We start from the raw sequence: 22874 nt of genomic DNA, 5'->3' as shown, positions 1-22874 counted from the left end.
GGGGCGGGATGGAGCGGGGCGGTGTGCGGGTCTCACTCGGACGGGGGCTGCTCGAAGGTGGGCGGCAGCTCCGGGGTGGTGGTGAACTGACCGGCGGCGACGCGGTACACGGAGCTGCCGCCCGAGCGCTGCCACAGCTCGCGCATCACGTAGACGAGCTTGGCGTTGTGCTCCTCTTCCTCCTCGACGGCCCGCGCGATGTGCCAATCCCACTCGCGAGCCCAGCGCGGGTCTGCCACGTCGTCCAGGGCGGTGTCGAAGAGGCCGTCGATCGCCGTCAGCTTGGCCGGGGCGACGAAGCGGCCACGGGAGAACAGCACCCCGATGATGCCGGTCCAGTAGCAGGCGACCGCGCGCCGGCGATCCTCGACGGGCAGTGCGTCCGCGATGTGCCGCATCGCGTGCAGCGCGGTGACCAGGTGCAGCAGGAGGAAGTCGCCCGGCTCGGTCAGATAGAGGACGGTGACGAGGTGGGCGAGCTGGTCCCAACTGGTGTCGGGGTCCTGCGCGGCGATCCAGGAGGGCGTCTCGTGCATCAGCGGGTGGCCCTCGCCGAGCATCCGGGCGATGCGGTACTGGAGCCCGGAGCGGCGCAGCTCGGGATGGATGCCGCTGCCGGCGCTCTCGACCATGTCCTCGATCCGGGCGCCGAGCCGGGGCTGGTGCTCCTCCCAGTGCCGGGCGATCCGCAGCAGGGTGTCGCGGGGCTGTTCGGCGCCGTGCGCGGCCGGGGCCAGGGCGCGCTCGGGGTGGCAGTCGACGTAGGCGAAGGCCAGGTAGGCGATGCCCTCGATGGCCATCCGGCGGTTGCCGGCGTCCAGGGCCCAGCCCAGGTGGATGGTGGCGTGCTGAAGCGCTCCGGCCCAGCCCGCGAGGAGTCGGGGCATGTACCGGCGCAGCAGACCGGTCATCCCCAGTTCCCGCTCGCGCCGGTCGAAGAAGGCGCAGTACGCGGCGAAGTCCTGGCGCTGTCCGAGGAGTTCGAGCCAATTGTCGTCGTCGATCTCGCGCTGCGCGGGACGGGCCGGCTCCACCCGGCAGCCGTACGGCGTGAGGGCGATGTAGTTGTCGTGGTAGGCCCTGATCCGGCCGGGGTCGACCCCGAGGCCGGCGAGGGCGACGACGGCGTGCTTGATGTGGTTGGTGAGATGGCCGTTGAACTCGATGTGGTAGGTGTCGTCGTCCAGCAGGTCCGCCACGCTCCGGGTGTCGGCCGGTGCCAGGGTGGCGAGGATGTGCTCCACGGCCCGGGGAAAGTCGTCGGCGATGTGGGTCGGCGCGGCCGACTCCAGCTCCGCCCGCTCGTGCACCCCGTAGGTCACCGCCACGGACGCCAGACCGGCCGCCCCGGCCATCTTCAGGTCGTGGGTGGTGTCGCCGACCATCACCCCGTGCTCGGGCAGCGCACCGAGCCGGTCCAGGATCAGCCGCCCGGACTCGGGGTGCGGCTTGGGGTGGGTGACGTCGTCGGCGCCGACCAGGACGGTGACGTGGTCGCGCAGGCCGGCCGCGGTGAGCAGGGCGTCGGCGCTGGCGTGGAACTTGCTGGTGGCCACCGTCACCACGATGCCCCGGTCGCGCAGCGCGGCCAGGCCCTCGGCGACGCCGGAGAAGACCAGCGAGCGGGCGCGGGGCAGGATGACCGTGCGGAACGCCTCCTGGTAGCGGGCCACGCCCTCGGCGACCAAGGGGTCGTCCTGCGGCACCCCCAGCAGCTTGCCGAACGCCTGCTCCAGGGGGAGGCCGATGGTGGCCCGCACGTCCGCCGGGTCCCGGGGCGGGAGGCCCAGCGCCGTGAAGGCGGCGGCGAACGTCTCCACGATGGCCCGGGGCGAGTCGACGAGGGTGCCGTCGAGGTCGAACATGGCCACCCGGGTCGGGGTGGCGCCGTCGGCGCTCGTTTGCACGGTGTCATCCGTCACTGCCGCCGCTTCGGTCAGGGTCCGCACTGTCTTCTCCGTCTCCGCCAGGACCGGCGAGTTCGTCGTGGGCGTTGCCGAGGGTGCCGCTGCCGTCGGGGCCGTGGTCACCGGGATTCCTCCCGCCGGAGCCGGGCGTGGGCCGCCGCGAGCCGGCCGCCGACACGTGCGGTGTGGACGAGCACGGCGGTGTTGGCGCGGGCGGACCGCCCCTCGGTGGCGCGGTCCACCGCGCGCATCACGTACTTGGTGACGGCGCCGCCCCGCACCCCGTCCGCCGCTGCGCCGCGCAGCGCGTCCGCGATGGCCGCCTCGACGTCCTCCTCGTCGATGGCGTCCTCGGGCCGGGTCGGGCTGGTGACGAGGACGCCGCCGGGATTGCCGAGCGCCCAGTGGGTCTCGACGGCGCGGGCGATCAGGTCCGGGTCGTCCAGCCGCTGCGGGGCGCGCAGCCCGCTGGAACGGCAGTAGAAGGCGGGGAAGTCGTCCGAGCCGTGCGCGATGACGGGGACGCAGTGGGTCTCCAGGAACTCCAGGGTCAGCCCGAGGTCCAGGATCTTCTTCGCGCCGGCGCAGACCACCGCCACCTTGGAGCGGGTGAACTGGACCAGGTCGGAGGAGATGTCCATGGTGGTCTCGGCACCTCGGTGGACCCCGCCGATGCCCGCCGAGGAGAAGAACGGGATGCCGGCCAGCTCGGCGGCGACCAGTGAGGAGGCGACGGTGGTGGCGCCGGTGCCGCCCGACGCCAGGACGGCGGCCAGGTCCCGGCTGCTGACCTTGGGGATGCCCGGGGTGTCGGCGAACCGCTCGATGTCACCGTCGGTCATCCCGATCATGATGCGGCCGGCGTCGATGCCGATGGTGGCGGGCACGGCGCCGCCCTCGCGCACCGCCTCCTCGACCTTGCGGGCGGTGGCGGCGTTGTCGGGGTAGGGCAGGCCGTGGGTGATGACGTTCGACTCCAGGGCGACCACCGGGTCACCGGCGGCGAGCGCGGTGGCCACCTCGTCGGTGAACACCAGGGGGACCGGGAGGCGCCGGGCTGCGGGGCTGGTCATGATGAGGGGTCCTCTCTCTCGTCGGCTGCGGGCGGCGGTCAGTAGTTCGGCGTCTTGCGCAGCAGTTCCTGACGGGCGACGATCTCGGGGATGTAGACCCGCTCGTTCCACACCGCCTGGTCGATGGGCTCCAAGGCGACGGAGACGACATCCTCGGTGCAGCCGAAGGCGTCGCGCACGGCCGCGGTGACCGCGGCGACCAGCTCGGACTCCTGCTCCTCGGTGATGGCCACCGGGAAGTGCTTGATGTTGATGTGGGGCACTCCGACCTCCTGGATCGTGGCCTGGGCAGGCCGGCTGTGACGGGGGGACTCGCTGGCACCGGCGGGCAGCCGGTCGTTCAGGATCGCGGCGAGCTGCTCGACATGGGGTGCGCGCAGCAGCTCGTAGTGACCGGCCCGCAGTTGGTGGACGGCGGGCGGCCGGGCGGAGTAACCGCCCTCGTGCTCGATGAAGGAGTAGTTGTCGTCGGTGGCCTTGACGAGGGTCACCGGGGCGTCGAGCCGGCCGCCGCGCAGCTCGTGGAACTCGTAGGTGAGGGAGTAGGTCCGCCGCACGATCTCGGTGACGGAGCGCACCAGGTCCTCGCCGAGGCCGGGGAAGTCCGCGGTGACGAAGGCGACGAAGGTCTCCTCGTCGGTGACGGTGTCCAGGCACCGGTCCAGCCGCGGGCCGTCGAGCGTGCCGGCGAAGACGGAGAAGAGCAGGGCGAGGAAGGCGCGGTCGGTGAAGTCGGCCCGGCCGGTCGCGCCCGCGGCGTCCTCGGCACGCAGCCGGGGCTGTCCCGGTGCCACGAGGAACAGCTGCTCCACCTGCTCCCCGGCCTGTTCCAGCTGGCGGGCCGCCTCGAAGGCGACCCGGGCGCCGAAGGAGTAGCCGCAGAGCAGATAGGGGCCGTGGGGCTGCATCTCGCGGATCGCCCGGACGTCGGCCGCCGCCATCTCGGCAACGTTGTCGAACGGCTTCTCGCCGGGGTTGATGCCCTGGGCCTGGATGCCGTGCACGGGCCGCTCGATGCCGAGGGACGCGGCCAGCGGGCGCAGGTTCATGGGGTAGCCGCCGAGGCCGGGCCAGCAGTACAGCGGGGTGCCCCGGCCCTCGGGCTGGAGCGGCACCAGACGGGAGGCCGGCCGGGGCGAGGCGGCCTCCAGGTGCACCGCGAGCTTCTGCACCGTGGGCGCCTCGAAGAGGATCTGCAGCGGGACCGAGCCGCCGAAGTCGGCGTTGAGGCGACCGACCAGGGCCACGGCGAGGAGTGAGTTGCCGCCCAGCTCGAAGAAGTCGTCGGCGACGGAGACCTGGTCCCGCTTGAGCACCGCCTGCCAGATGTCCCGGATACGCCGCTCCAGCGGAGTGGCGGGCGCGACGAAGGTCCTTCCTCCGACGGCCAGTTCGTCCTCCTGGGTGGCCTGGAGGGCCTTGATGTCGATCTTGCCGTTGGCGGTGTGCGGCAGCCGGTCCAGGACGACGATCCGGTTGGGCAGCATGTAGCGCGGGAGCAGGGTGGCCAGGTCCTCCTTGATCAGCTCGGCCGGCCCCTGCATGTGGACCACGTCTTCCTTCATGTCCTCGCCGCCCCACTGCTCGGCGCTGACCCGGCCGCCGACGCAGAAGTAGGACGGTCCGGACGGCAGCCCGTGGTCGGCGAGGATGCGGCCCAGCCGCTTGGCCGACGGCAGGTCGTCGCCCGACTTGGAGCTGTAGCCCGAGGACATGAAGCCGAGGTGGAGGTCGTTCATCTGGAGGCGCTGGAGCCTACGGCCCAGGTCGAGGTAGTGCCGCCAGGACTCGGTGTGGGTGGCGACCAGGCTGACGCCGAAGTCGGAGCGCTCGTACACGCGCTGGTTGATGGCGATGACGTGCTTCTTGAGGATCACGTCGGCGCCGACCCGGACGAGGTCGCCCCCGGCGTAGCGGTACTGCCCCTGCGCCAGGCCCTCGACCCGGGCGGAGTGGGCCTGCACGTAGATGTCGAAGGCGTCGCCGTCCGCGTCGCCGTCCGCCGTGTCCCGGTCCAGCGGGAGCAGGTCGAAGCTGCCCAGGTAGTGGTCCTCGGGGGCGCAGTCCAGGCGGTGCTTGACGGCGGGCCGGTGCTCGGCGGCGACGATGCGCAGGCCGTGGGCTGGCAGCACTTCCTCGAAGAGGCCGACCATATGACCCGCCTCGATCTCCAGGACCTCGCGGATGTTGTTGCGGTAGACCGGCTCGATGGCGCCGTGCTTGCCGAGGAAGTGGACCCGCACCCGGGCGGTGGACGTCTCGTCGGCGGCGCCGATGAGCACGAGCCGGTGGTGGAGCGGGTGGTAGTAGTACACGCCCGCGGGGATGTCGTGCCCGGCGCCGATCTCCACGTACAGCTGCGTGGCGTACAGGGAGCCGGGGGAGGCGTAGGCGTACTTGGGGAGCAGCCGCTGGTCGCTGAGGTGGCGGCCGAAGTTCCGTAGGACGGTGCCGAGTTCGACGGCGCCGATGGTCTCGGAGGTGCGGGCCGGCGGCAACGGGCGGGGTCGCGGGGCGAGCAGGCGCAGGATGTCGTCCCGGGTGACCTTGCCGCCCTCGTAGAAGCGGTAGGTCTTGCGGGAGAAGGCGAGGGCGCGCTGCGCGGGCGTGGCCTCGGCGCCGGGGAGGTCCACCGCGGGGCGCCCGGCCAGATCGGCGTCGTCGCGGCAGCCGGGGTGCGCCAGCTGGGCCCTGACCTGGAGTCGGCTGTGCTTGGACTGGTGGTGGGAGCCGTGGTTGCCCTGGTCCATCAGGGCGGCTTCCTTGGGGTTGAGCTCGACGAACGCGACGAGGTTCTGGAAGCCCGTGGTGGCGTCGTCGCGGAGCAGGACGGCCGCGGCGCGGACCCAGTCGTGGGTCTCGACGGTCTGACGGATCTCGTCCAGCTCGACGCGGTAGCCGCGCAGCTTGACCTGGTTGTCGGCGCGTCCGACGAACTGCACGGTGCCGTCGGCGTTGAGGTGGGCCAGGTCCCCGGTGCGGTAGAGGCGGGAGCCGGGGACGCCGGAGAAGCGATCGGCCACGAACCGGTCGCCGGTCAGGTCCGGGCGGCCGAGGTAGCCGCGGGCCACCTGTACGCCGCCGATGTACAGCTCGCCGATCTCACCGGCGGGGACCGGCTCGCCGTCCGGGTTCAGCACGTAGAGCGTGGTGTCGCGGACCGGGGTGCCGATCGGCATGACGAGCGGTCCGTCCTCCAGCACGGCCCGGTCCACGGTGAACGACGAGGCGTTGATGGTGCACTCGGTGGGCCCGTAGAGATTGACCAGGGAGGCGTCCGGCATGGTGTCCAGACACTGCGCGGCCAGGCTGCGGGACAGCGCCTCGCCGCCGCTGAATATGTGGCGCAGCGTCCGGCAGACGGGGAACCTCTCGGTGTCCAGCAGCGCCTGGAGCAGAGTGGGTACGCACTGGAGCGTCGTCACCCCGTGCCTTTCGACGGTGGTGATGATGGCCTCGGGATCGCGGTATATGCCGGGGGCTCCCATCACCACCGTGCTGCCACAGGCAGGGGCCAGTAATTCCCACTGCGCGGCGTCGAAGCTCATCGGCGTCTTCTGGAGCACCGTTTCGCGCTCGTCGATACCGCACTCGTCGTGCAGCCACTCCAGCTGGCTCACGATGCTGCGGTGCTCGACCATCACACCCTTCGGTTTTCCGGTGCTGCCGGACGTGTAGATGACGTAGGCGAGGTCGTCGGGGCGCACCCCGGAATCCGGCCGGACCGCTGCCGGACCGTTCTCGTCGGCGACCTCCGATATTCCGTCGAGAGTGAGCACCGTGACGCCGGCCGGAGCCAATTCCTGAAATGCGGGACGGAGGTTCTCCTGGGTGAGGGCGACATCCACGCCGGCGTCGGCCAGCATGTATGCGATCCGCTCTTCCGGGTATTCGGGGGAAAGCGGAACATAGCAGCCGCCGGACATCAAAATTCCCCAGACACCGGTGAGCAGGTCGAGCGACGGTTCCATGAACACGCCCACCCGGCTGTCCCGGCCCACGCCCGCCTGCCGGAGCAGCGCCTCCACCCGCTCACTGCGCGCCACCAGCTCGGCGAAGGTCAGGGACTGGTGTTCATGGACGGCGGCGATCCGGTCGGGGGCCGCTTGTGCCCGGCTGCGCAGCACGTCGGGCAGGCCGGAGGCGGCACGACGGGAGCAGGGGGCGGTTTCTAAACTCATGGGGGTCTTCCTTTTTCCGCGTCTTGGGAGGGCGGCGTCCATGGTGAGGACGAAACGGCGCCTCGAACTTCGCGTTCTTTCCTGGTGCGGTACTCGGAATTACTCGCCAGCCCAGTGCGGCTGGCGTGGCTCTGCGGAACCTGAACCCGGTAAGAATTACCTGGGGGCCCGCCATCGAAATCCTAATAGGAGTTCCGGACTGCTGTCGCGCAGTTCGATAAGAATTATCACGAAAAACCGATGCGCGCCACAAGTGGGTGTTGTTGCATACTATCTCCGCAAGACATTTCCGCAGGTCTGCGACAGATATACACAGGGCGGAACGCGGAGATTAGGCCGTACCTGTGAAGCGATTTTCTGCCGAGCCCGAGTGGTTCAGCCGATTGGCCTGTCGCGGCCCGCGGGAATAGCGGCCACAATCTGGATCAGGGTCAGCAGCAGTACGAAGGACAGCGGCAGCCGCCAGCCGTCCGCGTGGCCGTAGAGAACACCCACGACAAGGGGGCCGGGAATGGACAGCGCGTAGCCGAGGCTCTGCACGAAACCGGAGAGCCGGGCGACGGTCGCGCCGTCTCGGCCCCGCATTCCGATCATCGTCAGGGCGAGGGGGAAGGAGCAGTTGGCGATGCCCAGCAGGATCGCCCACAGCCATGGTGCGACGGCGGGGTCGAACCAGAGACCGGCGAATCCGGCGAAGCCGCACACCCCGATCCCGGCGGCGAGCCCGCTCTGGTTGCGCAGTCGGCCGGCCATGGCTGACAGCACAAAGGACAGGGGCACGCCCAGCAGGGAGGACACCGAGAACAGCAGTCCCGCGGTGCCCGGGGAGAGTCCCGCGTCCCGGTAGATCTGGGGCAGCCAGCCGATGATGATGTAGGCGGAGCTCGCCTGGAGCCCGAAGTACACGGCGAGTGCCCAGGTCGTGGGGTCGCGCGAGAGCCGGCCCTCGGCAGCGGGCGGCGGGCCGACCGCGCTGCCGGTGTGTCCCGGGTGCGGCTCCTGCCGGCCCCGGGCCAGGGCCAGGGCCAGCCAGGGTGGCACGGACAGGGCCGCGAGGACCGACCAGGCGCCCAGGCCGTACCGCCAGTCGCCGCCGAAAGCCTCCGACAGGGGAACCGTGAGCGCCGCCGCGGACGACGCGCCCACGTTCAGCGCCATCGAGTACAGGCCCGTCATGGCGCCCACCCGGTCGGGGAAGCGCTGCTTCACCACCATCGGCAGCAGCACATTGGCCACCGCGATGCCGGCCAGCGACAGCGCGGTCAGCGCCACGAACAGCACCGGGTCGAAGGCGAACGGCCGCAGCGCCAGACCCAGAGCGAGCACGCCGCCGGCCGCCGCGATGACGGCGCTCGCACCGAAGCGGCGGGCCAGCAGCGGGGCCGTGGAGCCGACCACGGCGAAACACGCCGCGGGGATCGAGGTCACCAGCCCGGTCACCGAGCCGCTCATGTCGAGGCTGTCCCGGACCTCTTCCAGGACGGGCCCGAGGCTGGTGACCCCCGGGCGGAGATTCAGGGCGGCCAGGACCAGCGCCACCACGGCGGTGCGGCGCAACCCCCTCATGGCGGGGCTGGCTTGGGCCGCGGTGGAACGAGAGGCGCTCTTGTTGACCTCATCCGTTGTCATGGACCCCATCATAGAGTCATCCCATGACTGGATGTCCAGTGATTCTCGTAGAGTCATAGGATGACTGACGGATCTGGCGTACGCTTGGCGTCATGACCATGGGACCTGTCCGCCGCCAAGCACTGGGCGACCAAGTGATCGCCCGGCTTCGCGAGCAGATCACCTCAGGCGCCTGGCCCGTCGGCAGCCGCATCCCCACCGAGACCGAGCTCGTCGAACAGCTCAACGTCGCCCGCAACACCGTGCGCGAGGCCATCCGGGCCCTCGCGCACACCGGGCTGCTCGACATCCGGCACGGCTCCGGCTCCTACGTCCAGGCCACCAGCGAACTCGCCGGCATGATGCGCAACCGCTTCGAGAAGGCCAGAACGGAGGACATAGTCGACGTCCGCAGCGCCCTTGAGGTGCGTGCGGCCCGTCTCGCCTGTCAACGCCGCACGGAGGACGACCTGGAGCGGCTGGAGCACGCGCTCCGGCAGCGGCAGGACGCATGGACCGCCGACGACCCGGTGGCCTTCGTCAACGCCGATGTGGCCTTCCACCTCGCCGTCGTCACCGCCTCCCAGAACACGGTGCTCGCCGGACTCCACGCCGACCTCGGCGAGGTCATCCGCGACTCCCTCCTGGACCATTTCGGCTCGGAGCTGCGCTCCGAGCAGTTCCAGGACCATGACGCGCTCGTCGACGCCATCCGCGACCGCGACGCCGACCGCGCGGCGAGCGAGGCGGCCTCCTACATGGACTGAGCCGGCCGGGGGGAGAGCTCCCACCGGCCGGAGCGCGCGTCCGGGCCGGCCGGCGCGTTCGGACTCACGTCGGGTGAAGTGGTCGGCCCCGAGGTCCTGGTAACTGGTCCTGTCGTGGAGAATGCGCCGGATCGCGATGGCGATCTTGTGCATCATGGCGACCTGGGCCCGCCGGCCGCGAACCCGGAGACGATCCGGACGCACATTCCAGGAACGCGTCGATCGCCCAAGACACCGCCGAGGCAGTCCTGCACCGGCCCGTACGGGCCGCGCGGAACCAGTCCGCCGGTGAGCAGCTTGTGGTCAACGGTGATTGGCGATCTTCCTCAGAGGTAGCCGGCCAGTCGATACCCGGTTCGGTGGAGCGGCACACTCCCCTTGGCACCTGGCTGCGTCCAGGGGAATGGCGTACGGGTTCGACCTGATCCGGGGTTTGCTCCGGCATCGGGAGGGTGCCCGCCCAGATAGACGGCCACCGTCGTCGCCCACCGCATCATGCTCCCCGGCAGCAGCTCCGGGTCATCCCGTGTCCAGCCTCTGCCGGCAGGCAACATCACAACGCCGGACAGGCCGGCGTCCCTGCTAGGGACGCCGGCCTGTCCAATTCCCGCCTGCCGGGGGGCTCAAGGGCAGTGGGTGATGTACCACCGTGCTTTCCGTTAGCCGAGTTGCCGGGAGAACGCCTCGTACGCCCGGTCATCGAAGAGGACGAACCGCACTTCTTCGACGTCCGTGGGTGTGTTCAGCACCGTCTCCACGGCGATACGCGCCGCATCCTCCATCGGCCACCGGTACACGCCGGTGGAGATCGCCGGGAACGCGACCGTACGGGCACCCAACTCGTCGGCCACACGCAGAGACTCCCGGTAGCACGAGGCAAGGAGCGAGGCATCGCCGCCGCCGATCCGCCAGACCGGGCCCACCGTGTGGATCACCCAGCGTGCGTCCAGGTCACCGGCGGTGGTGGCGACCGCCTGGCCGGTGGCCAGGCCCTTGCCGTACTGCGAGGCGCGGAGTTTGCGGCACTCCTCGAGGATCGCGGGGCCGCCACGGCGGTGGATGGCGCCGTCGACTCCTCCGCCGCCGAGCAGGGAGGAGTTCGCGGCGTTGACGATCGCGTCGGCACTCTCGCGGGTGATGTCACCCTTGGCGAGCGTGATGGTCGGCGTCATGTCTGCCTCAGCCTCCTCCAGACCGCCTTCGCCGCGTTGTGCCCCGACATGCCGTGTACCCCCGGGCCCGGTGGGGTGGCCGAGGAGCAGATGAAGACGGCCGGGTGGGGGGTGCTGTACGGGGACAGGGAGAGCTTGGGGCGCAGCAGGATCTGGAGTCCGGAGACCGCGCCGGAGGCGATGTCGCCGCCGATGTAGTTGGCGTTGCGGGCGGCGAGTTCGGGCGGTCCCGCGGTGGCGCGGGCGAGGACGCGATCGCGGAAACCGGGCGCGAAGCGCTCCAGTTGGCGTTCCATGGCGTCCGTGAGATCTCCCGTCCAGCCGCTGGGGACATGGCCGTAGGCCCAGAAGACCTGTTTGCCCTCGGGGGCGCGGGTGGGGTCGACGACGCCGGGCTGGACGGTGATCATGAAGGGTTTGTCGGGTGCTCTGCCCTCCCGGGAGGCCGCCGTCAGGGCGGCGCCGATCTCCGCGCTGTCCGCGCCGATCTGCACGGTGCCGGCGGCGCGGGCCTCCTCGGCGGTCCACGGCACCGGGCCGTCCAGCGCGTAGTCCACCTTGAAGACTCCGGGGCCGTACTTGTAGCCCTCGTAGTAGCGGCCGAAGCCCGCGATGCGGGCCAGGGCGGTGGGTGAGGTGTCGAAGACGTAGGCGCGGGCGGGCGGCAGGTCGTCGAGGCGCTTGACCTCGTAGTCCGTGTGGACCAGGCCGCCCAGGTCCTTGAGGTACGCGGTGAGCGCGTCGGAGATGGACTGGGAGCCGCCGCGGGCCACGGGCCAGCCGCGCGCGTGGGCGGCCAGAGCGAAGACCAGGCCGATGGCGCCCGTGGCGAAGCCGTTCAGCGGGGCCATGACGTGTGCGACGAGGCCCGCGAACAGGGTCTTGGCCTTCTCGTCCTGGAAGCGGCGGGTCAGCCAGGCCGACGGGGGCAGGCCGACCAGGCCGAAGCGGGCGAGGGTCACCGGGTCGCGCGGCAGCGCGGTGAGCGGCAGGGACATGAAGTCCCGGGCCAGGGTGTCCCACTTGGGGAGGAAGGGGGCGACCAGCCTGCGGTAGGCGCCCGCGTCCCGCGGGCCGAAGGACGCGGCCGTCTCGGCGACCGAGCGGGACAGCACGGCGGCGGTGCCGTCGGTGAAGGGGTGCGCCATGGGCAGTTCGGCGTGCAGCCACTCCAGGCCGTACCGCTCCAGGGGCATGGTGCGGAACGCCGGGGAGTTGATGGCGAGGGGGTGGGCCGCGGAGCACGGGTCGTGCCGGAAGCCGGGCAGGGTGAGCTCTTCGGTGCGGGCTCCTCCGCCGACGGTGTCACGGGCCTCGAACACCGCCACGGAGAAGCCGCGGCGGGCCAGTTCCACGGCGGCCGTCAGTCCGTTCGGCCCCGCACCCACCACGACAGCATCGAGCATCGACGGCACCTTCGGACCCCTTCGTCAGCCGATGGCCTCTGAGGATCAGCATATGCCGGGACACTGACAGCCACCGGCGGCAGGTGGTTCCCGCTGATCAGGCCGGGCCCGACAGCAGCCCGTGCACCCTTCGGGCCGTCGCCGTGTCGCGTGCGGCCGTGAAGGGAAGGGCGTTGCCGCCCGTGATGCGGAAGGGCTCCCCGCTGAGCGTGAGGTGGGCGCCGCCCGCCTCCTCGACCAGCAGGATGCCCGCCGCATGGTCCCACGCCGCCTCCCAGGAAAAAGCGACGGCGTCCAACTGGCCGCGGGCTATGGCGAGATACTCCAGTCCCGCCGAGCCGCAGGACCGGAACTCGATACCGTCGGTCCGCAGGCCGAGCAGGGCGCGCTTCTGCTCGTCGGTCGTGTAGTCCGGGTGGGAGGTGGCCACTTGGAGGTCCCGCCCGGAAACCGGCGAGCCGGCGGACAGCCGCTCGCCGTCCAGGAAAGCGCCCTGGCCCCTTGTGGCGGTGGCCAGTTGGTCGCGGGCGGGTGCGTAGGTCCAGGAGGCGAGCAGAACTCCGCGGTGTGCGAGGGCGACCAGCGTGCAGAAGCCGGATTCGCCGCGCACGAACTGCCGTGTCCCGTCGACCGGGTCGACGATCCAGACCGGGGCGTCGCCCTGTATCGCCTCGTAGGTCACCGGGTCGGCGTGCACCGCCTCCTCGCCGACCACGACCGAACCGGGCAAGAGCGCGCCGAGGGCGTCCGTGAGGTACTGCTCGGCGAGGCGGTCGGCGTCGGTCACCAGGTCGTGCGGTCCGGCCTTCTGGTCGACCTCGTGGGCGGCGAGCCGGCGGAAGCGGGGCATGATCTCGGCCGCGGCGGCCTTGCGGACCGCCTCCTCCACGTCGGCCGAGTGGCGGGCGAGAAACTCGTCGATGGTTTCCTTGTCTTCGATCATGGCTCCATGAGAGCACGCGCCACTGACAATCCCCGCCCTGCCGGTGGACCCCCGGTGGAATCGGCGTGAACTCGGCGTGCTCGGACAGCGGCCCGGTGTGCGCGATCAGCGACCCACCGCGTACCCCTGCATGCCCCGCGGGTTCGCGGCCGCCGACAGGATGCCGGTCTCCGGGTCCCGGGCGACCGCGCACAGCCGGCCTTCCGACCAGGGGTCACCGACGGTGACATCGTGCCCGCGGCGCCGCAGCTCCTCGACGACGCCGGGGTCCATGCGGGACTCGACCGTCACGCTTCCCGGCCGCATGCCGCGCGGGTAGAACGACCCCGGGAAGCCGTCGTTGTGCCAGTTCGGGGCGTCGATCGCACCCTGCAGGTCAAGCCCGCCGCGGACTTGCCCGCGCAGGGCGACGGCCAGGAAGAAGTGCAGCTGCCACTGGTCCTGCTGGTCACCGCCGGGCGTGCCGAACGCCATGACCGGCACACCGTCCCGCAGGGCGATCGAGGGCGTGAGGGTGGTGCGGGGGCGACGGCCGGGCGTCAGCGAGTTCGGCAGGCCCTCCTCCAGCCAGGTCATCTGCAGCCGGGTGCCGAGCGGGAACCCCAGTTCGGGCACGACGGGGTTGGACTGCAGCCAGCCACCGCTGGGCGTGGCCGCGACCAGGTTGCCCCAGCGGTCGACGACGTCGAGGTGGCAGGTGTCCCCACGGGTGGCACCGTCGGCGCGCACCTCGGGTTCCCCGGCACGCGCGCGTGGCTCCCCCGGCACCGGGGACGTGGTCGGCTTGGCGACCGTCGGCTCACCCGCGCCCATCGGGTCGAACCCGGGGTCGTCGGTGGCGACCACGCGCGCGTACCTACTCAGCCGCGGGGTCCGCCCGCCCGGACTGCCGGGACGCAGCTCGTACGAGGCCTTGTCGCCGACGAGGTCGCGCCGGGCCGCGTTGTAGTCCGCCGACAGCAGCTCGTCGAGCGGGACCTCGGCGGCGTCCCCGTACCAGGCCTCCCGGTCGGCCATGGCGAGCTTGCAGCCCTCGATCAGCAGATGGACGTAGTCGGCGGACCCGTACTCGGGCAGCTCCGGCGGGAGCAGGGCGAGCTGCTGGAGGAATGCCGGGCCCTGGCTCCACGGACCGGCCTTGCACAGGGTCCAGCCGTTCCAGTCGTACGTCGCCGGTGCCTCGTAGGTCGCGGACCAGCCGGCGAGGTCGGCGGCCGTGAGGGTGCCGGTGTGGCGTAGACCGCTGGTGTCCATGGTGGGCCGCTGCGCCTGCCGTACCAGGGCCTCGGCGATGAACCCGGACCGCCAGACCTCCCGCGCCGCCTCGATCTGCGCGACCCGGTCCCCCGCACCGGCGACCTCGGCGAGCAGTCGCTTCCAGGTGGCGGCGAGGGCGGGGTTGCGCAGCAGCTCACCGGGGCGCGGGGCCCTGCCGCCCGGCAGGTACACCTCCGCCGACGAGGTCCATTCCGTCTCGAACAGCTGCCGTACCGACTCGACGGTGGCGCCGACGTTCTCCACGGGCGCGTGGCCGTGTTCGGCGTACCCGATGGCGTATTTGAGGACGTCGGCGAGGGGCTTGGTGCCGTGGTCGCGCAGCAGGAGCATCCAGGCGTCGAACGCGCCGGGCACGGCGGCGGCGAGCGGTCCGGTGCCGGGGACGAGTTCCAGCCCGAGCCCGCGGTAGTGCGTGACCGTCGCACCGGCGGGTGCGACGCCCTGGCCGCACAGCACCCGCACCTCACCGCCCGCCGGGGCAAGCAGGATCGGCACCTCGCCGGCCGGCCCGTTGAGGTGCGGCTCGACGACGTGCAGCACGAACGCTCCGGCCACGGCAGCGTCGTACGCGTTGCCGCCGGCCTCCAGAACGGCCATCGCCGACTGCGAGGCCAGCCAGTGGGTGGAGGACACCGTCCCGAAGGTGCCCTGGAGGGTGGGACGAGTGGTGAAATGCATCTCTGACCTCGATGTCTGCGGGCATGGGCCGACCCCATCCAATCCCAGAAGGAACCTGGGGAGAAAGACCACCCGAGGTCCACTGCACATCCCGGGCGCCCGAAGCCTCGGCTGATCACTGCGCACCGGTTCCGGTTGCCGACCTCCACACCGCAGGTTGCAATGAGGCTGCGGCCCGACGGCCGCAGCCGGCGGCTCAGGTGGTTCCCGCCCCCGCTCGGCCCCGCTCGAGCCGGGGAGGCAGTGATGACGTTCCCTGAGCCCGGTGCCCGCCCCGAGGGGCACACCCGGTGGAGTCGGCTCGCTTGGGTGATGGTGCCGACGCTGGTGGTGTCCGCGCTGCTCCTGGTGGGGATCGGCAGCGGCATCCTCCCCGTCTCGCTCGCGGTCACGGCACAGTCCATGACGATCTCCGGACAGAACCTCAAGATCTCCGCCGACCGGCTGGTGGGCACGGGCTTCACCCAGTACGTCTCGACGGACCGGTCGAAGTCCACGACGTATCCGGAAGCCATCGCCGGGATCGACTCGGCCGACCTGTACAACCTGTGCCAGTCGATGGTCGTCAAGCTCCCCGTCGTCGGCGAGACCACCCTGCGGATCGGCGCCGGCGGGGGCGGCGAACCCGCGCACGCGGACCATCTCGTCGTCCATACCGACGACCTCGGCGGCGACGCGGAGTTCCACAACATCGTCATCGGCCAGGACGCCTCGACCTTCAAGAACGGCTCCGGCGACCTCGCGGGAATCTTCGGACAGTCGGCCGACAGCGTCCGCATCGATCATCTGCGGCAGTCGACCCGAGAGGTGACCGCGGCGACCTTCCGGCTCACGGGCCTGCGCCTGAGCGTGAAGGCCGGAGACAAGCCCTGCTACTGAACACCCTCCCCCTCCCCTCTTGAGCCACGCGGGTGAATGCGTCCGTCCATTGGGGTCCCGCCGCTGATTCTCGGAGTCACCCGCGGGTCCCGCCGCAGTTGGCGATGCGTACCGCCCGAGACTCGGGAATTTGGGGCTTCTCGGCCCGTTGATGGGCCGGCCCGGATTGTCTGACGGGGAGAGGGATGACGAGCAACGCCGACAGTGCCACCCAGACCACCGTGAGCACACGTCTCACGGGCCACACCCGATGGAGGCGCCTGGCCGTGGCCATGGTGCCCACTTTGCTGGCGTCCGCAGGGCTGTGCACGGCGATGGCGCGTGGCGCCCTGGCCGCGTCCTTCGGGGTGTCGCCCAACTCGTTCACGGTTTCCGGCGAGAGCTTCCAGATCTCGGCCAGCACGCTCGACGGGCAGGGATTCGTTCAGTTCGGTGTGCTGGACCGCGGCGCTCACGCCTCCTACCCGGAAGCGCTTTCCGGCATCCGGTCCGCGGACCTGTACGACCTGTGCCAGTCCGTCGTACAGGACGTGCCGGTCCTCGGACCCGTCACCCTGCGGCTGACCTCGGGCAGCGGCGGGACCCCCGCGCACGCGGACCGGCTCGTCGCCGACAGCCACGACCTGAAGGGCGACGCGCTCTTCCACAACATCAACATCGGTCAGGATGCCGCGACGGTGCAGGGTGTGCCGGGCGTGCACGGCGAGCCCGGCGGCTTCGGCGAGCAGGCCGACACCGTACGCATCGACAACCTGCGGCAGCAGACCCGTTCGGTGAGTGCGGCGACGTTCCGGTTGCCGGGACTCCATCTGAGCGTGCAGGTCGGCTCGAACCCGTGCTTCGACGCTGATGCGGATCAGGGCGCGGACCAGGGGGGCGACGACTCTTCCGGTGCGGACCACGACGGTCACGGCTCTTCCGGTGCCGATCACGGAGGTCACCACTCCTCGGACGAGGGTCACGGAGGTCACCACTCCTCGGACGAGGATCACGGAGGTCACCACTCCTCGGACGAGGATCATGCAGGTCACCACTCCTCTGATGAGGACGATGCGGATCACGGACACCACCGCACTCCGGGGGACCGAAGTGAGTAGTGCGTGGCTGCATCTCGGAGGCAGGAGGAAGGGAGAGGCTGACGGCGAGCGGAACGGATGGTGGAGCGCTTTCCGTGACTGGCGGCGCAGCCGTCCGTTCTGGGCCGGGGTGTGGACGCTGCTGTCCGGGGTCGAGATCCTCTCCATCCCGTTCGCGCCGTTGCCGATCATGATGCATGAAGGCATCGCCGGCGTGGCGGGGTCGCTCATGGGGATCTTCCTGGTGGTTCTCGCGCTCAGCCTGTGGCTGTCGCCCGGGCACCGGGTGTTCGCGGGCATCGCGACGCTGGTGCTCGCGGTCGCCTCCCTGGTGCTCTCCAATTTCGGCGGCTTCCTGATCGGCTTTCTGCTGGGCATCACCGGCGGCGCGATGGCGGTGAGCTGGGTGCCGTACGCGAGGCCTCCGGCCCGGCCGCCGATCTGGCCGGACTGGCGCCGCGGGAACGGCTCGGACCGCCCCGGAGGACCGGACAGCCCGGAGGATCCGGACGGTCCGGGCGGCCCTGGTGATTCCGGCGGCGGTTCGGGCGGTTCCGGTGGGTCGGGCGGCGGTGGGGCCGGTGGCTCGGATGAACCGGACGGCCGGGGAGGCGGCGGAGGTCGTGCGGTCGGCGGCGGACAGGCCGGCGGCACCCCGCGCCCGAACGGTCTGACCTGGCGCACCAGCCGTATGCGGGCGCTCGGTGTGCTGCCGATCGGGGCGCTGCTGACCGGCGGGCTGCAACCGGCGCCGGCGCACCTCCCGCGGGTGGTGCCGAACCGCGCCGATCCGCCCAGCGTGCTGGGGAGCACCGTCGACGACAGGACCGCCCCGCAGCTGACCGTCTGCTCTCTGCTCGACGGACTGCTGGGCGGGGCGGTGCCTCCCGCACGCGGCACCGGAGGTCGTATCCCCGGCTCAGACTCCGCAGGGGAAGGCGGCCCGCACACACCCCTCGTCCCTCTTGTGCCGAAGCCACGTACCGAGAGGCACGACGAACAAAGGCCCGGACGCGGACCCGTCTCCGTCAAGCCCGCTCCCGCTCCTTCATCCGGAGCGGGCCTTCTCGGCTCGGTCTCCGACCTGCTCGGCCTGCACGGTTCGGACCACGCACGCGACGACAAGGGCTCGGCTGCCCGGCACGGCGGTGAGACGTCGGGGCCGACCGGCCCCACCGACCGGCCGCAGGGCAGTAAGCCCGACCACGCCCCTGAGCCGGGCACGTCGGACAAGAAGCCGAGCGGGTCCGACGGCAAGGTCCCGCCGTCCGTGCTGCGTCTGGACATCCCGCCGCTGCCCGCCGACGGGCGGATGGACGGGCCGCTGTCGCTGCTGCCGCTGCACATCGATCTGGGCGCCGGCCCCGACGGGGGCAAGCAATCGCGCTGGTGCCTTCCGCAGCCCTTGATCTCCCTCAGATTGGGTGTCGATGCCGCCGCGTACCGCGTGCGCACCGCCGCCCAGCCGTTCCGGGTCGTCACCCCGCTGCTGGTACTCACCGGCCTGACCTATCACGGCATCACCGAGGTGCCGACGGCGTACGGCCCCCAGGAGGTCCTGGTCTTCACCGCGTACCGGGTCGACATTGCGAGTCTGCGCCAGACGGCCCCTCTCCTCGCCCCCCGATGCGGCCGCAACCAGCCCCCGCCGCCCGCTCCGCCCTTCCACGGCCTGCCCGGCCTCCGGCTGCCCCTGCTCGACATGGGCATCCCCGGTATCGGCCGCGTGGACCCGTCCGCTCCCGGCCCCTGGTATCCCTGCCAGGGCACGCTGGAGACGGACGCCCCCTCCAGCACGACGGTGGCCACCGGGCGGCCCGTGGTCCTGCTGACCAAGGTCCTCAGCGGGAACCTCCTCGGCCTGCTCCCCGTCACGTTCACCCCGAGCATGCCGCCCCCGCTGCCACCGGGGCTCACCCTTCCCATCCCGATCTTCTTCACGAACGTCACCGCGTACAACCAGTTCCTCAGCGCCGACGAACTGGACGTCCCCGGTATCCACCTGACGGCATCCCGCTGACTTCGCGCGGCCGTGAAGGTGAGGACCGCGCCGAAGCTCATGGCCAGCGCGATCGCCGCGAGGATGCCCGTCCACACCTGCGGCAACCGGGAGCGGGGGTCGGCCCGCACGAGGGTCGCGACGAGGATGGAGACGACGAGCCCGGCTCGCGGAGGGGTAATTGCGAGGCCGAAATCCTGATCTGCCGCACTGCCGCACTCCCGCAAAAGTCGTCGACAACGTCGGCAACCACGACATGGTCCTGGTCTTCTGCTGCTACCAGCAGGACGTCAAGCGCCAGCTCGAAGCCACCCGGACCCGTCTGATCGACGAACCCCTCGTCGACTGCATCTCCCCCACCGGCGGCGGCTGCTTCTACGCCCTGCCCGGCGTCCGCGACACCAAGGACTGGTACGGCCGCGGGCTGCTCGCGACCTGACGACGGCCCGGTCACGTCCCTGTGACGAGCGCCGTGACCAGTGTCGCCACCCCACCCTGCACGGCTGCCAGCACCGCGTCCGAGGCGCCGCCCGCGATCGCACGGGCGAGCGCCCCCAGGCGTTCGGGCCGGGAACGCACCGCCGTGACGACCGCACCGGCGTCGGTGACGCTGCCGTCCGCCGCAACGACCCCCTCCCGGGTCAACTGGGCTACGAAGGCGCGCAGTTCACCGACGGCTGCGTCCAGCTCGGCGGGCGAGACTTCCGGCGAGTTGTCGATCCTGAAGGTGTTTCCGCTGCCGCCGGTCTGGACGTTCTTGTCGCGGCCGATCTTGTCGCCGCCGAACTTGTCCCCGTGGACGTAGTCGGACATCCGTGGCTCCTTCTCTTCGTTCTCTGCGTGAGGGTGGTGGTTATGCGGGGGATCCGCTCCGGACGTTCTTGTCGCGACCGACCTTGTCGCCGCCGAACTTGTCCCCGACGACGAGGTCCCCTCCCACGTGCAGGATCCGTTCCGTGGCCGGAGGGTCCTCGATCGCGGCGACGATCGCCGCCTGGATGCGGTGGATCTCGTCGCGGGCCGTGCCGGACAGTGCCGTGTACTGCGTGCCCGCCGTCTCGATGAGCAGCGCGTACCGCTTGCGCCGCAGCAGCAGCCGGTAGAGCAGCACGCCCAGCAGGTATGCGGTCCGGACGGCCAGCAGCGCGACGACGGCCGTACCGATCCGCCGTACGGTCTCGGCGTCGGCGCCCGCGAGCCGGGACCCGGCGCGCTGCAGGACCAGGGCGATCGCGCCGCCCAGGAGGAGCAGGGCGGTGATCTCGCGGAGCGGGTGGAGCGTGGCGAGCTTGCCGCCCCAGACCACGCGCAGGGTCTGGACCCGCGAGATGTTGGCGAGCGGGTAGGTCTCGTGTCCGATGGTGACGATCCGCTTGGCGATGCGGATCTCGCCGACCTTCTTCTTCGTTCTGCTCATCGCTGTTCGTCGTCCCTCATTCGGTCGCGGTCGGGGTCGGGGTGCCGTCGGACGGAGTGACCGTCGCCGCGGCCGTGCCGTCCGGCGCCGGACCGGAGGGCTCGGCACAACCGGGGAGCGACAGGGCGTCGGGGCCGCCGCTGAGCGCGGTGGCCGTGACCCAGCCCGTACCGCCGCCGGCCCGGAGCAGTTCGACCCAGAGATCGCTGTCGTAGCCGTGGGCCTGCACGCGGTCGCCGTGCGCGGCGCACAGCGCCCGGTAGGAGCCGCCCGCCTCGATGTGGCTGATCTGGGTGTCCGCGGTAGTGGGCCCGGTGCGTACGGGTGCCGTCACGGCGCCGGTGACCGGCGCGGTCCCGGGAGTTCCGGTGTCGGTGGGCGTGTCCGTCGGTGTGGGGCTCGGGGAGTCCGTCGGCGGTTCCGAGGGCGCGGGCGGTGTCGCGGCCACGTAGACCGTCGTCGGGTCACGGCGGCTTGCGGTCACCCGGTCGCCCGGCCGGGGCGCGGCGTCGTCGGCGGGCGGAATCTGTACGGTGCCGCCGGCGGTCGGGATGACGACCCGGGACACCGTGCCGTCCCCGACGCCGTTCGCGGGCTCGGCCGCGTACTGCACCTGGAGGCAGTCGGCGGCCAGCCGTGCCACGGTGTCGTCGATGTCGGCGCCGGCGCTCACCTCGGGCAGGGTGATGCCGATGTCGCCGGTGCCGGGGGCGCACGAGGATGCGGAACCGGTGGGCACGGGAGAGTCCTGCTGCTTCGGGGCGTCGGCGATCTGCAGCCGCGTCACCTTGCCGGGCTGTGTCCGGGTCGCGTCGACCAGCACCGTGCCGCCCTGCGCGAGGGCGAGGTCCCGCCCGTCCAGGGAGGGCTGGACATGGCGGCCCCCGGTGTGGATCTCGTACGCGGAGTAGACGTATCCCGTGCTGCCGTCCGCGCCCTGTACGTGAACGAACGCGGCGCTCCGGGTGGTCGTCACGGCGTGCGCCAGGTGCCGGATCAGGACCACCAGGTTCTTGCCGCTGACCAGTCGTTGCTGGAATCCGCCGACGGAGACCTCGCCGAGCGGCGTGACGATCTTCGCGTCGGCGTTGACACTGATGTTGCCCGCCGAGTCGATCGTGAACGACACCGGCAGGAACGCCGGTTTGACGGTCACCGAGCCCTCGCCCGGTTTCTTGCAGCCGGCCAGGCCGGTCGCGAGCAGTGCCGCAAGCACGACCACGGTGACCGGCCCGAAAGCTTTCTTCCATGCCTTCCCGCGTATGTTCCCCCGCATGATGTTCCCCCGATTCCCCCGGCTTCCCCGATGAGTGGTCCGCCCAGTCTTCGCGCGGCAGGAGCCGGGAACATCCAGGCGGACACCGGTCCGCCGGCGCGGGCTTCTCAGGGTCTGCCCTGATGCCGTGGCCATGGCGGGCCGTCAGCATGGGGCCATGAGCCGCAGCGTGCTGATCGTCGACGACGACCCCGCCTACCGGGCCGCCGTACGCGCCCTGTTGGAGGCGGACGGGGCGTATGCCGTGTCCGAGGCGGTCTCCGGGGCGGCGGCGGTCGCGGCGGTCGCCCGGGGAGAGCGGCCGGACATCGTGCTCCTGGACCTGGGGCTGCCGGGCGAGAACGCCTTCTCCGTGACGCGCGAGCTGAAGACGCTGGCCGCCGACATGGTGCTCGTCCTGTGCTCCGTGCGCGAGGCCGACGAGTTCGCCGCGCGCATCGCCCGGTCCCCGGCCGCCGGTTTCCTGGCCAAGGACCGGCTGTCGGTCAGGGCCCTGTCGGACCTCGCCGGCCGCGGACCGTGAACCGGGGCCGCAGGTCAGGAGTCGCGGGACTGGAGGTACTTCAGCACGGCCAGGACCCGGCGGTGGTACTCCCCCTCGCTCTCGTCGGGCAGTTCGAGCCGCCGGAAGATGCTGCCGACGTGGGTCTCGACGGTCTTCACGGTGACGACGAGCTGCTCGGCGATCGCCGGGTTGGTCAGGCCCTGGGCCATGAGCCGGAGCACGTCCAGTTCGCGGCGGCTGAGTGTGGCCAGACCGCCGCGCCGGCGCGGGCCGTTGAGGAGCAGTTGCAGCACCTCCTGGTCGAACTCGCACTCCCCGTCCGCGATCCGGCCGACGGTGTCGAGGAAGTGCCCGTCGGCGACGCGCTCCTTGAGCAGGTAGCCGACGCCCCGTACATCGGATGCCGTCAGCTCGGCGAGGTGGGTGACCTGGACGCTCTGGGACAGCAGCAGGATTCCCACGCCGTGGTGGGACTGCCGGATGTCCACGGCCGCCTGGAGACCTTCCAGGCGCTTCGTCGGCGGCATCCTGATGTCGATCACCGCGAGGTCCGGGACCGTGCGGGCGACCGCCGCACGCAGCGCGTCCGCGTCGCCGACCTGGGCGATGACCTCGTGCCCTCGGCTCGCCAGCAGCGCGGCGAGGGCGGCCCGGAAGAGGCGTTCGTCGTCGGCGAGCACGATCCGCAGGGGCCTGGGCACAGGCGGGG

The 22874-nt window shown here is 71.4% G+C and carries 17 protein-coding genes and 2 pseudogenes; 6 read left to right on the top strand and 13 right to left on the bottom strand.

What is annotated here, in order from left to right; all coding sequences use genetic code 11:
* Positions 1-32 precede the first annotated feature (32 nt).
* The 4 genes from ABD355_RS01005 to ABD355_RS00990 all read right to left on the bottom strand — a co-directional run bounded on the left by ABD355_RS01005 (position 33) and on the right by ABD355_RS00990 (position 8790).
* Complete coding sequence (locus tag ABD355_RS01005; protein WP_344398008.1) at positions 33-2030, bottom strand: HAD-IA family hydrolase; 1998 nt, start codon at positions 2028-2030, stop codon at positions 33-35.
* Entirely contained in the window at positions 2027-2980 is a 954-nt protein-coding gene (locus tag ABD355_RS01000) for a pseudouridine-5'-phosphate glycosidase (protein WP_344398007.1), read from the bottom strand. Before ABD355_RS01000 ends, ABD355_RS01005 begins: the two co-directional genes overlap by 4 nt.
* Before the next feature lie 38 nt (positions 2981-3018).
* Positions 3019-7161 carry an amino acid adenylation domain-containing protein gene (locus tag ABD355_RS00995; RefSeq protein ID WP_344398006.1) on the bottom strand — a complete coding sequence of 1381 codons (4143 nt, stop codon included), beginning with the start codon at positions 7159-7161 and terminating at the stop codon, positions 3019-3021.
* 375 nt (positions 7162-7536) lie between these two features.
* Positions 7537-8790 (bottom strand): CynX/NimT family MFS transporter, encoded by a 1254-nt coding sequence (locus ABD355_RS00990; RefSeq protein ID WP_344398005.1) that lies wholly within the window; start codon positions 8788-8790, stop codon positions 7537-7539.
* Positions 8791-8882: 92 nt separating this feature from the next.
* Between ABD355_RS00990 and ABD355_RS00985 the strand changes: the two genes are divergently transcribed.
* Positions 8883-9536 (top strand): FadR/GntR family transcriptional regulator, encoded by a 654-nt coding sequence (locus tag ABD355_RS00985; protein ID WP_425585689.1) that lies wholly within the window; start codon positions 8883-8885, stop codon positions 9534-9536.
* 659 nt (positions 9537-10195) lie between these two features.
* Here ABD355_RS00985 and ABD355_RS00980 read toward each other — a convergent pair.
* The 4 genes from ABD355_RS00980 to ABD355_RS00965 all read right to left on the bottom strand — a co-directional run bounded on the left by ABD355_RS00980 (position 10196) and on the right by ABD355_RS00965 (position 15013).
* Positions 10196-10708 (bottom strand): O-acetyl-ADP-ribose deacetylase, encoded by a 513-nt coding sequence (locus tag ABD355_RS00980; protein WP_344398004.1) that lies wholly within the window; start codon positions 10706-10708, stop codon positions 10196-10198.
* Complete coding sequence (locus ABD355_RS00975; RefSeq protein WP_344398003.1) at positions 10705-12114, bottom strand: phytoene desaturase family protein; 1410 nt, start codon at positions 12112-12114, stop codon at positions 10705-10707. The genes ABD355_RS00980 and ABD355_RS00975 overlap by 4 nt, the downstream gene beginning before the upstream one ends.
* A gap of 97 nt (positions 12115-12211) precedes the next feature.
* On the bottom strand, positions 12212-13057 hold the full coding sequence (locus ABD355_RS00970) for an inositol monophosphatase family protein (protein ID WP_344398002.1): 846 nt from the start codon (positions 13055-13057) through the stop codon (positions 12212-12214).
* A 105-nt stretch (positions 13058-13162) separates the two neighbouring features.
* The gene (locus ABD355_RS00965) at positions 13163-15013 is read right to left on the bottom strand and encodes a gamma-glutamyltransferase family protein (RefSeq protein ID WP_344398001.1); all 1851 of its coding nucleotides are present in this window, start codon (positions 15011-15013) and stop codon (positions 13163-13165) included.
* A gap of 246 nt (positions 15014-15259) precedes the next feature.
* Here ABD355_RS00965 and ABD355_RS00960 point away from each other — a divergent pair, with 246 nt between their 5' ends.
* The 3 genes from ABD355_RS00960 to ABD355_RS00950 all read left to right on the top strand — a co-directional run bounded on the left by ABD355_RS00960 (position 15260) and on the right by ABD355_RS00950 (position 18988).
* Positions 15260-15892: a DUF6230 family protein gene (locus ABD355_RS00960; RefSeq protein WP_344398000.1), complete on the top strand. Its 633-nt coding sequence runs from the start codon at positions 15260-15262 to the stop codon at positions 15890-15892.
* Between the two features lie 185 nt (positions 15893-16077).
* Positions 16078-16989, top strand: a complete 912-nt coding sequence (locus tag ABD355_RS00955; protein ID WP_344397999.1) for a DUF6230 family protein — start codon at positions 16078-16080, stop codon at positions 16987-16989.
* On the top strand, positions 16982-18988 hold the full coding sequence (locus ABD355_RS00950) for a DUF6114 domain-containing protein (protein WP_344397998.1): 2007 nt from the start codon (positions 16982-16984) through the stop codon (positions 18986-18988). Before ABD355_RS00955 ends, ABD355_RS00950 begins: the two co-directional genes overlap by 8 nt.
* A 1-nt stretch (position 18989) precedes the next feature.
* On the opposite strand, the pseudogene ABD355_RS00945 reads toward ABD355_RS00950, so the two are convergent.
* Positions 18990-19149, bottom strand: a pseudogene (locus ABD355_RS00945) (FTR1 family protein); the annotation flags it as partial.
* Positions 19150-19199: 50 nt separating this feature from the next.
* Here ABD355_RS00945 and ABD355_RS00940 point away from each other — a divergent pair.
* Positions 19200-19406 (top strand): annotated as a pseudogene (locus ABD355_RS00940) (deferrochelatase/peroxidase EfeB); the annotation flags it as partial.
* Between the two features lie 11 nt (positions 19407-19417).
* Here ABD355_RS00940 and ABD355_RS00935 read toward each other — a convergent pair.
* Genes ABD355_RS00935 through ABD355_RS00925 form a run of 3 tightly spaced genes read right to left on the bottom strand, consistent with a single transcriptional unit; the run spans position 19418 to position 21660 of the window.
* Positions 19418-19780, bottom strand: a complete 363-nt coding sequence (locus tag ABD355_RS00935; protein ID WP_344397997.1) for a hypothetical protein — start codon at positions 19778-19780, stop codon at positions 19418-19420.
* A gap of 40 nt (positions 19781-19820) precedes the next feature.
* Positions 19821-20384, bottom strand: a complete 564-nt coding sequence (locus tag ABD355_RS00930) for a DUF6232 family protein (protein WP_344397996.1) — start codon at positions 20382-20384, stop codon at positions 19821-19823.
* Between the two features lie 16 nt (positions 20385-20400).
* Positions 20401-21660, bottom strand: a complete 1260-nt coding sequence (locus ABD355_RS00925; RefSeq protein WP_344397995.1) for a hypothetical protein — start codon at positions 21658-21660, stop codon at positions 20401-20403.
* A 157-nt stretch (positions 21661-21817) separates the two neighbouring features.
* Between ABD355_RS00925 and ABD355_RS00920 the strand changes: the two genes are divergently transcribed.
* On the top strand, positions 21818-22183 hold the full coding sequence (locus ABD355_RS00920; RefSeq protein WP_344397994.1) for a response regulator: 366 nt from the start codon (positions 21818-21820) through the stop codon (positions 22181-22183).
* 14 nt (positions 22184-22197) lie between these two features.
* Here the strand turns inward: ABD355_RS00920 and ABD355_RS00915 are convergent, their stop codons facing one another.
* Positions 22198-22854: a LuxR C-terminal-related transcriptional regulator gene (locus ABD355_RS00915; RefSeq protein WP_344398128.1), complete on the bottom strand. Its 657-nt coding sequence runs from the start codon at positions 22852-22854 to the stop codon at positions 22198-22200.
* Positions 22855-22874: the final 20 nt, after the last annotated feature.

The organism is Streptomyces longisporus, assembly GCF_039532765.1.
Taxonomy (GTDB): Bacteria; Actinomycetota; Actinomycetes; order Streptomycetales; family Streptomycetaceae; genus Streptomyces; species Streptomyces longisporus.
This window is presented reverse-complemented; position numbering and strand designations above follow the sequence as displayed.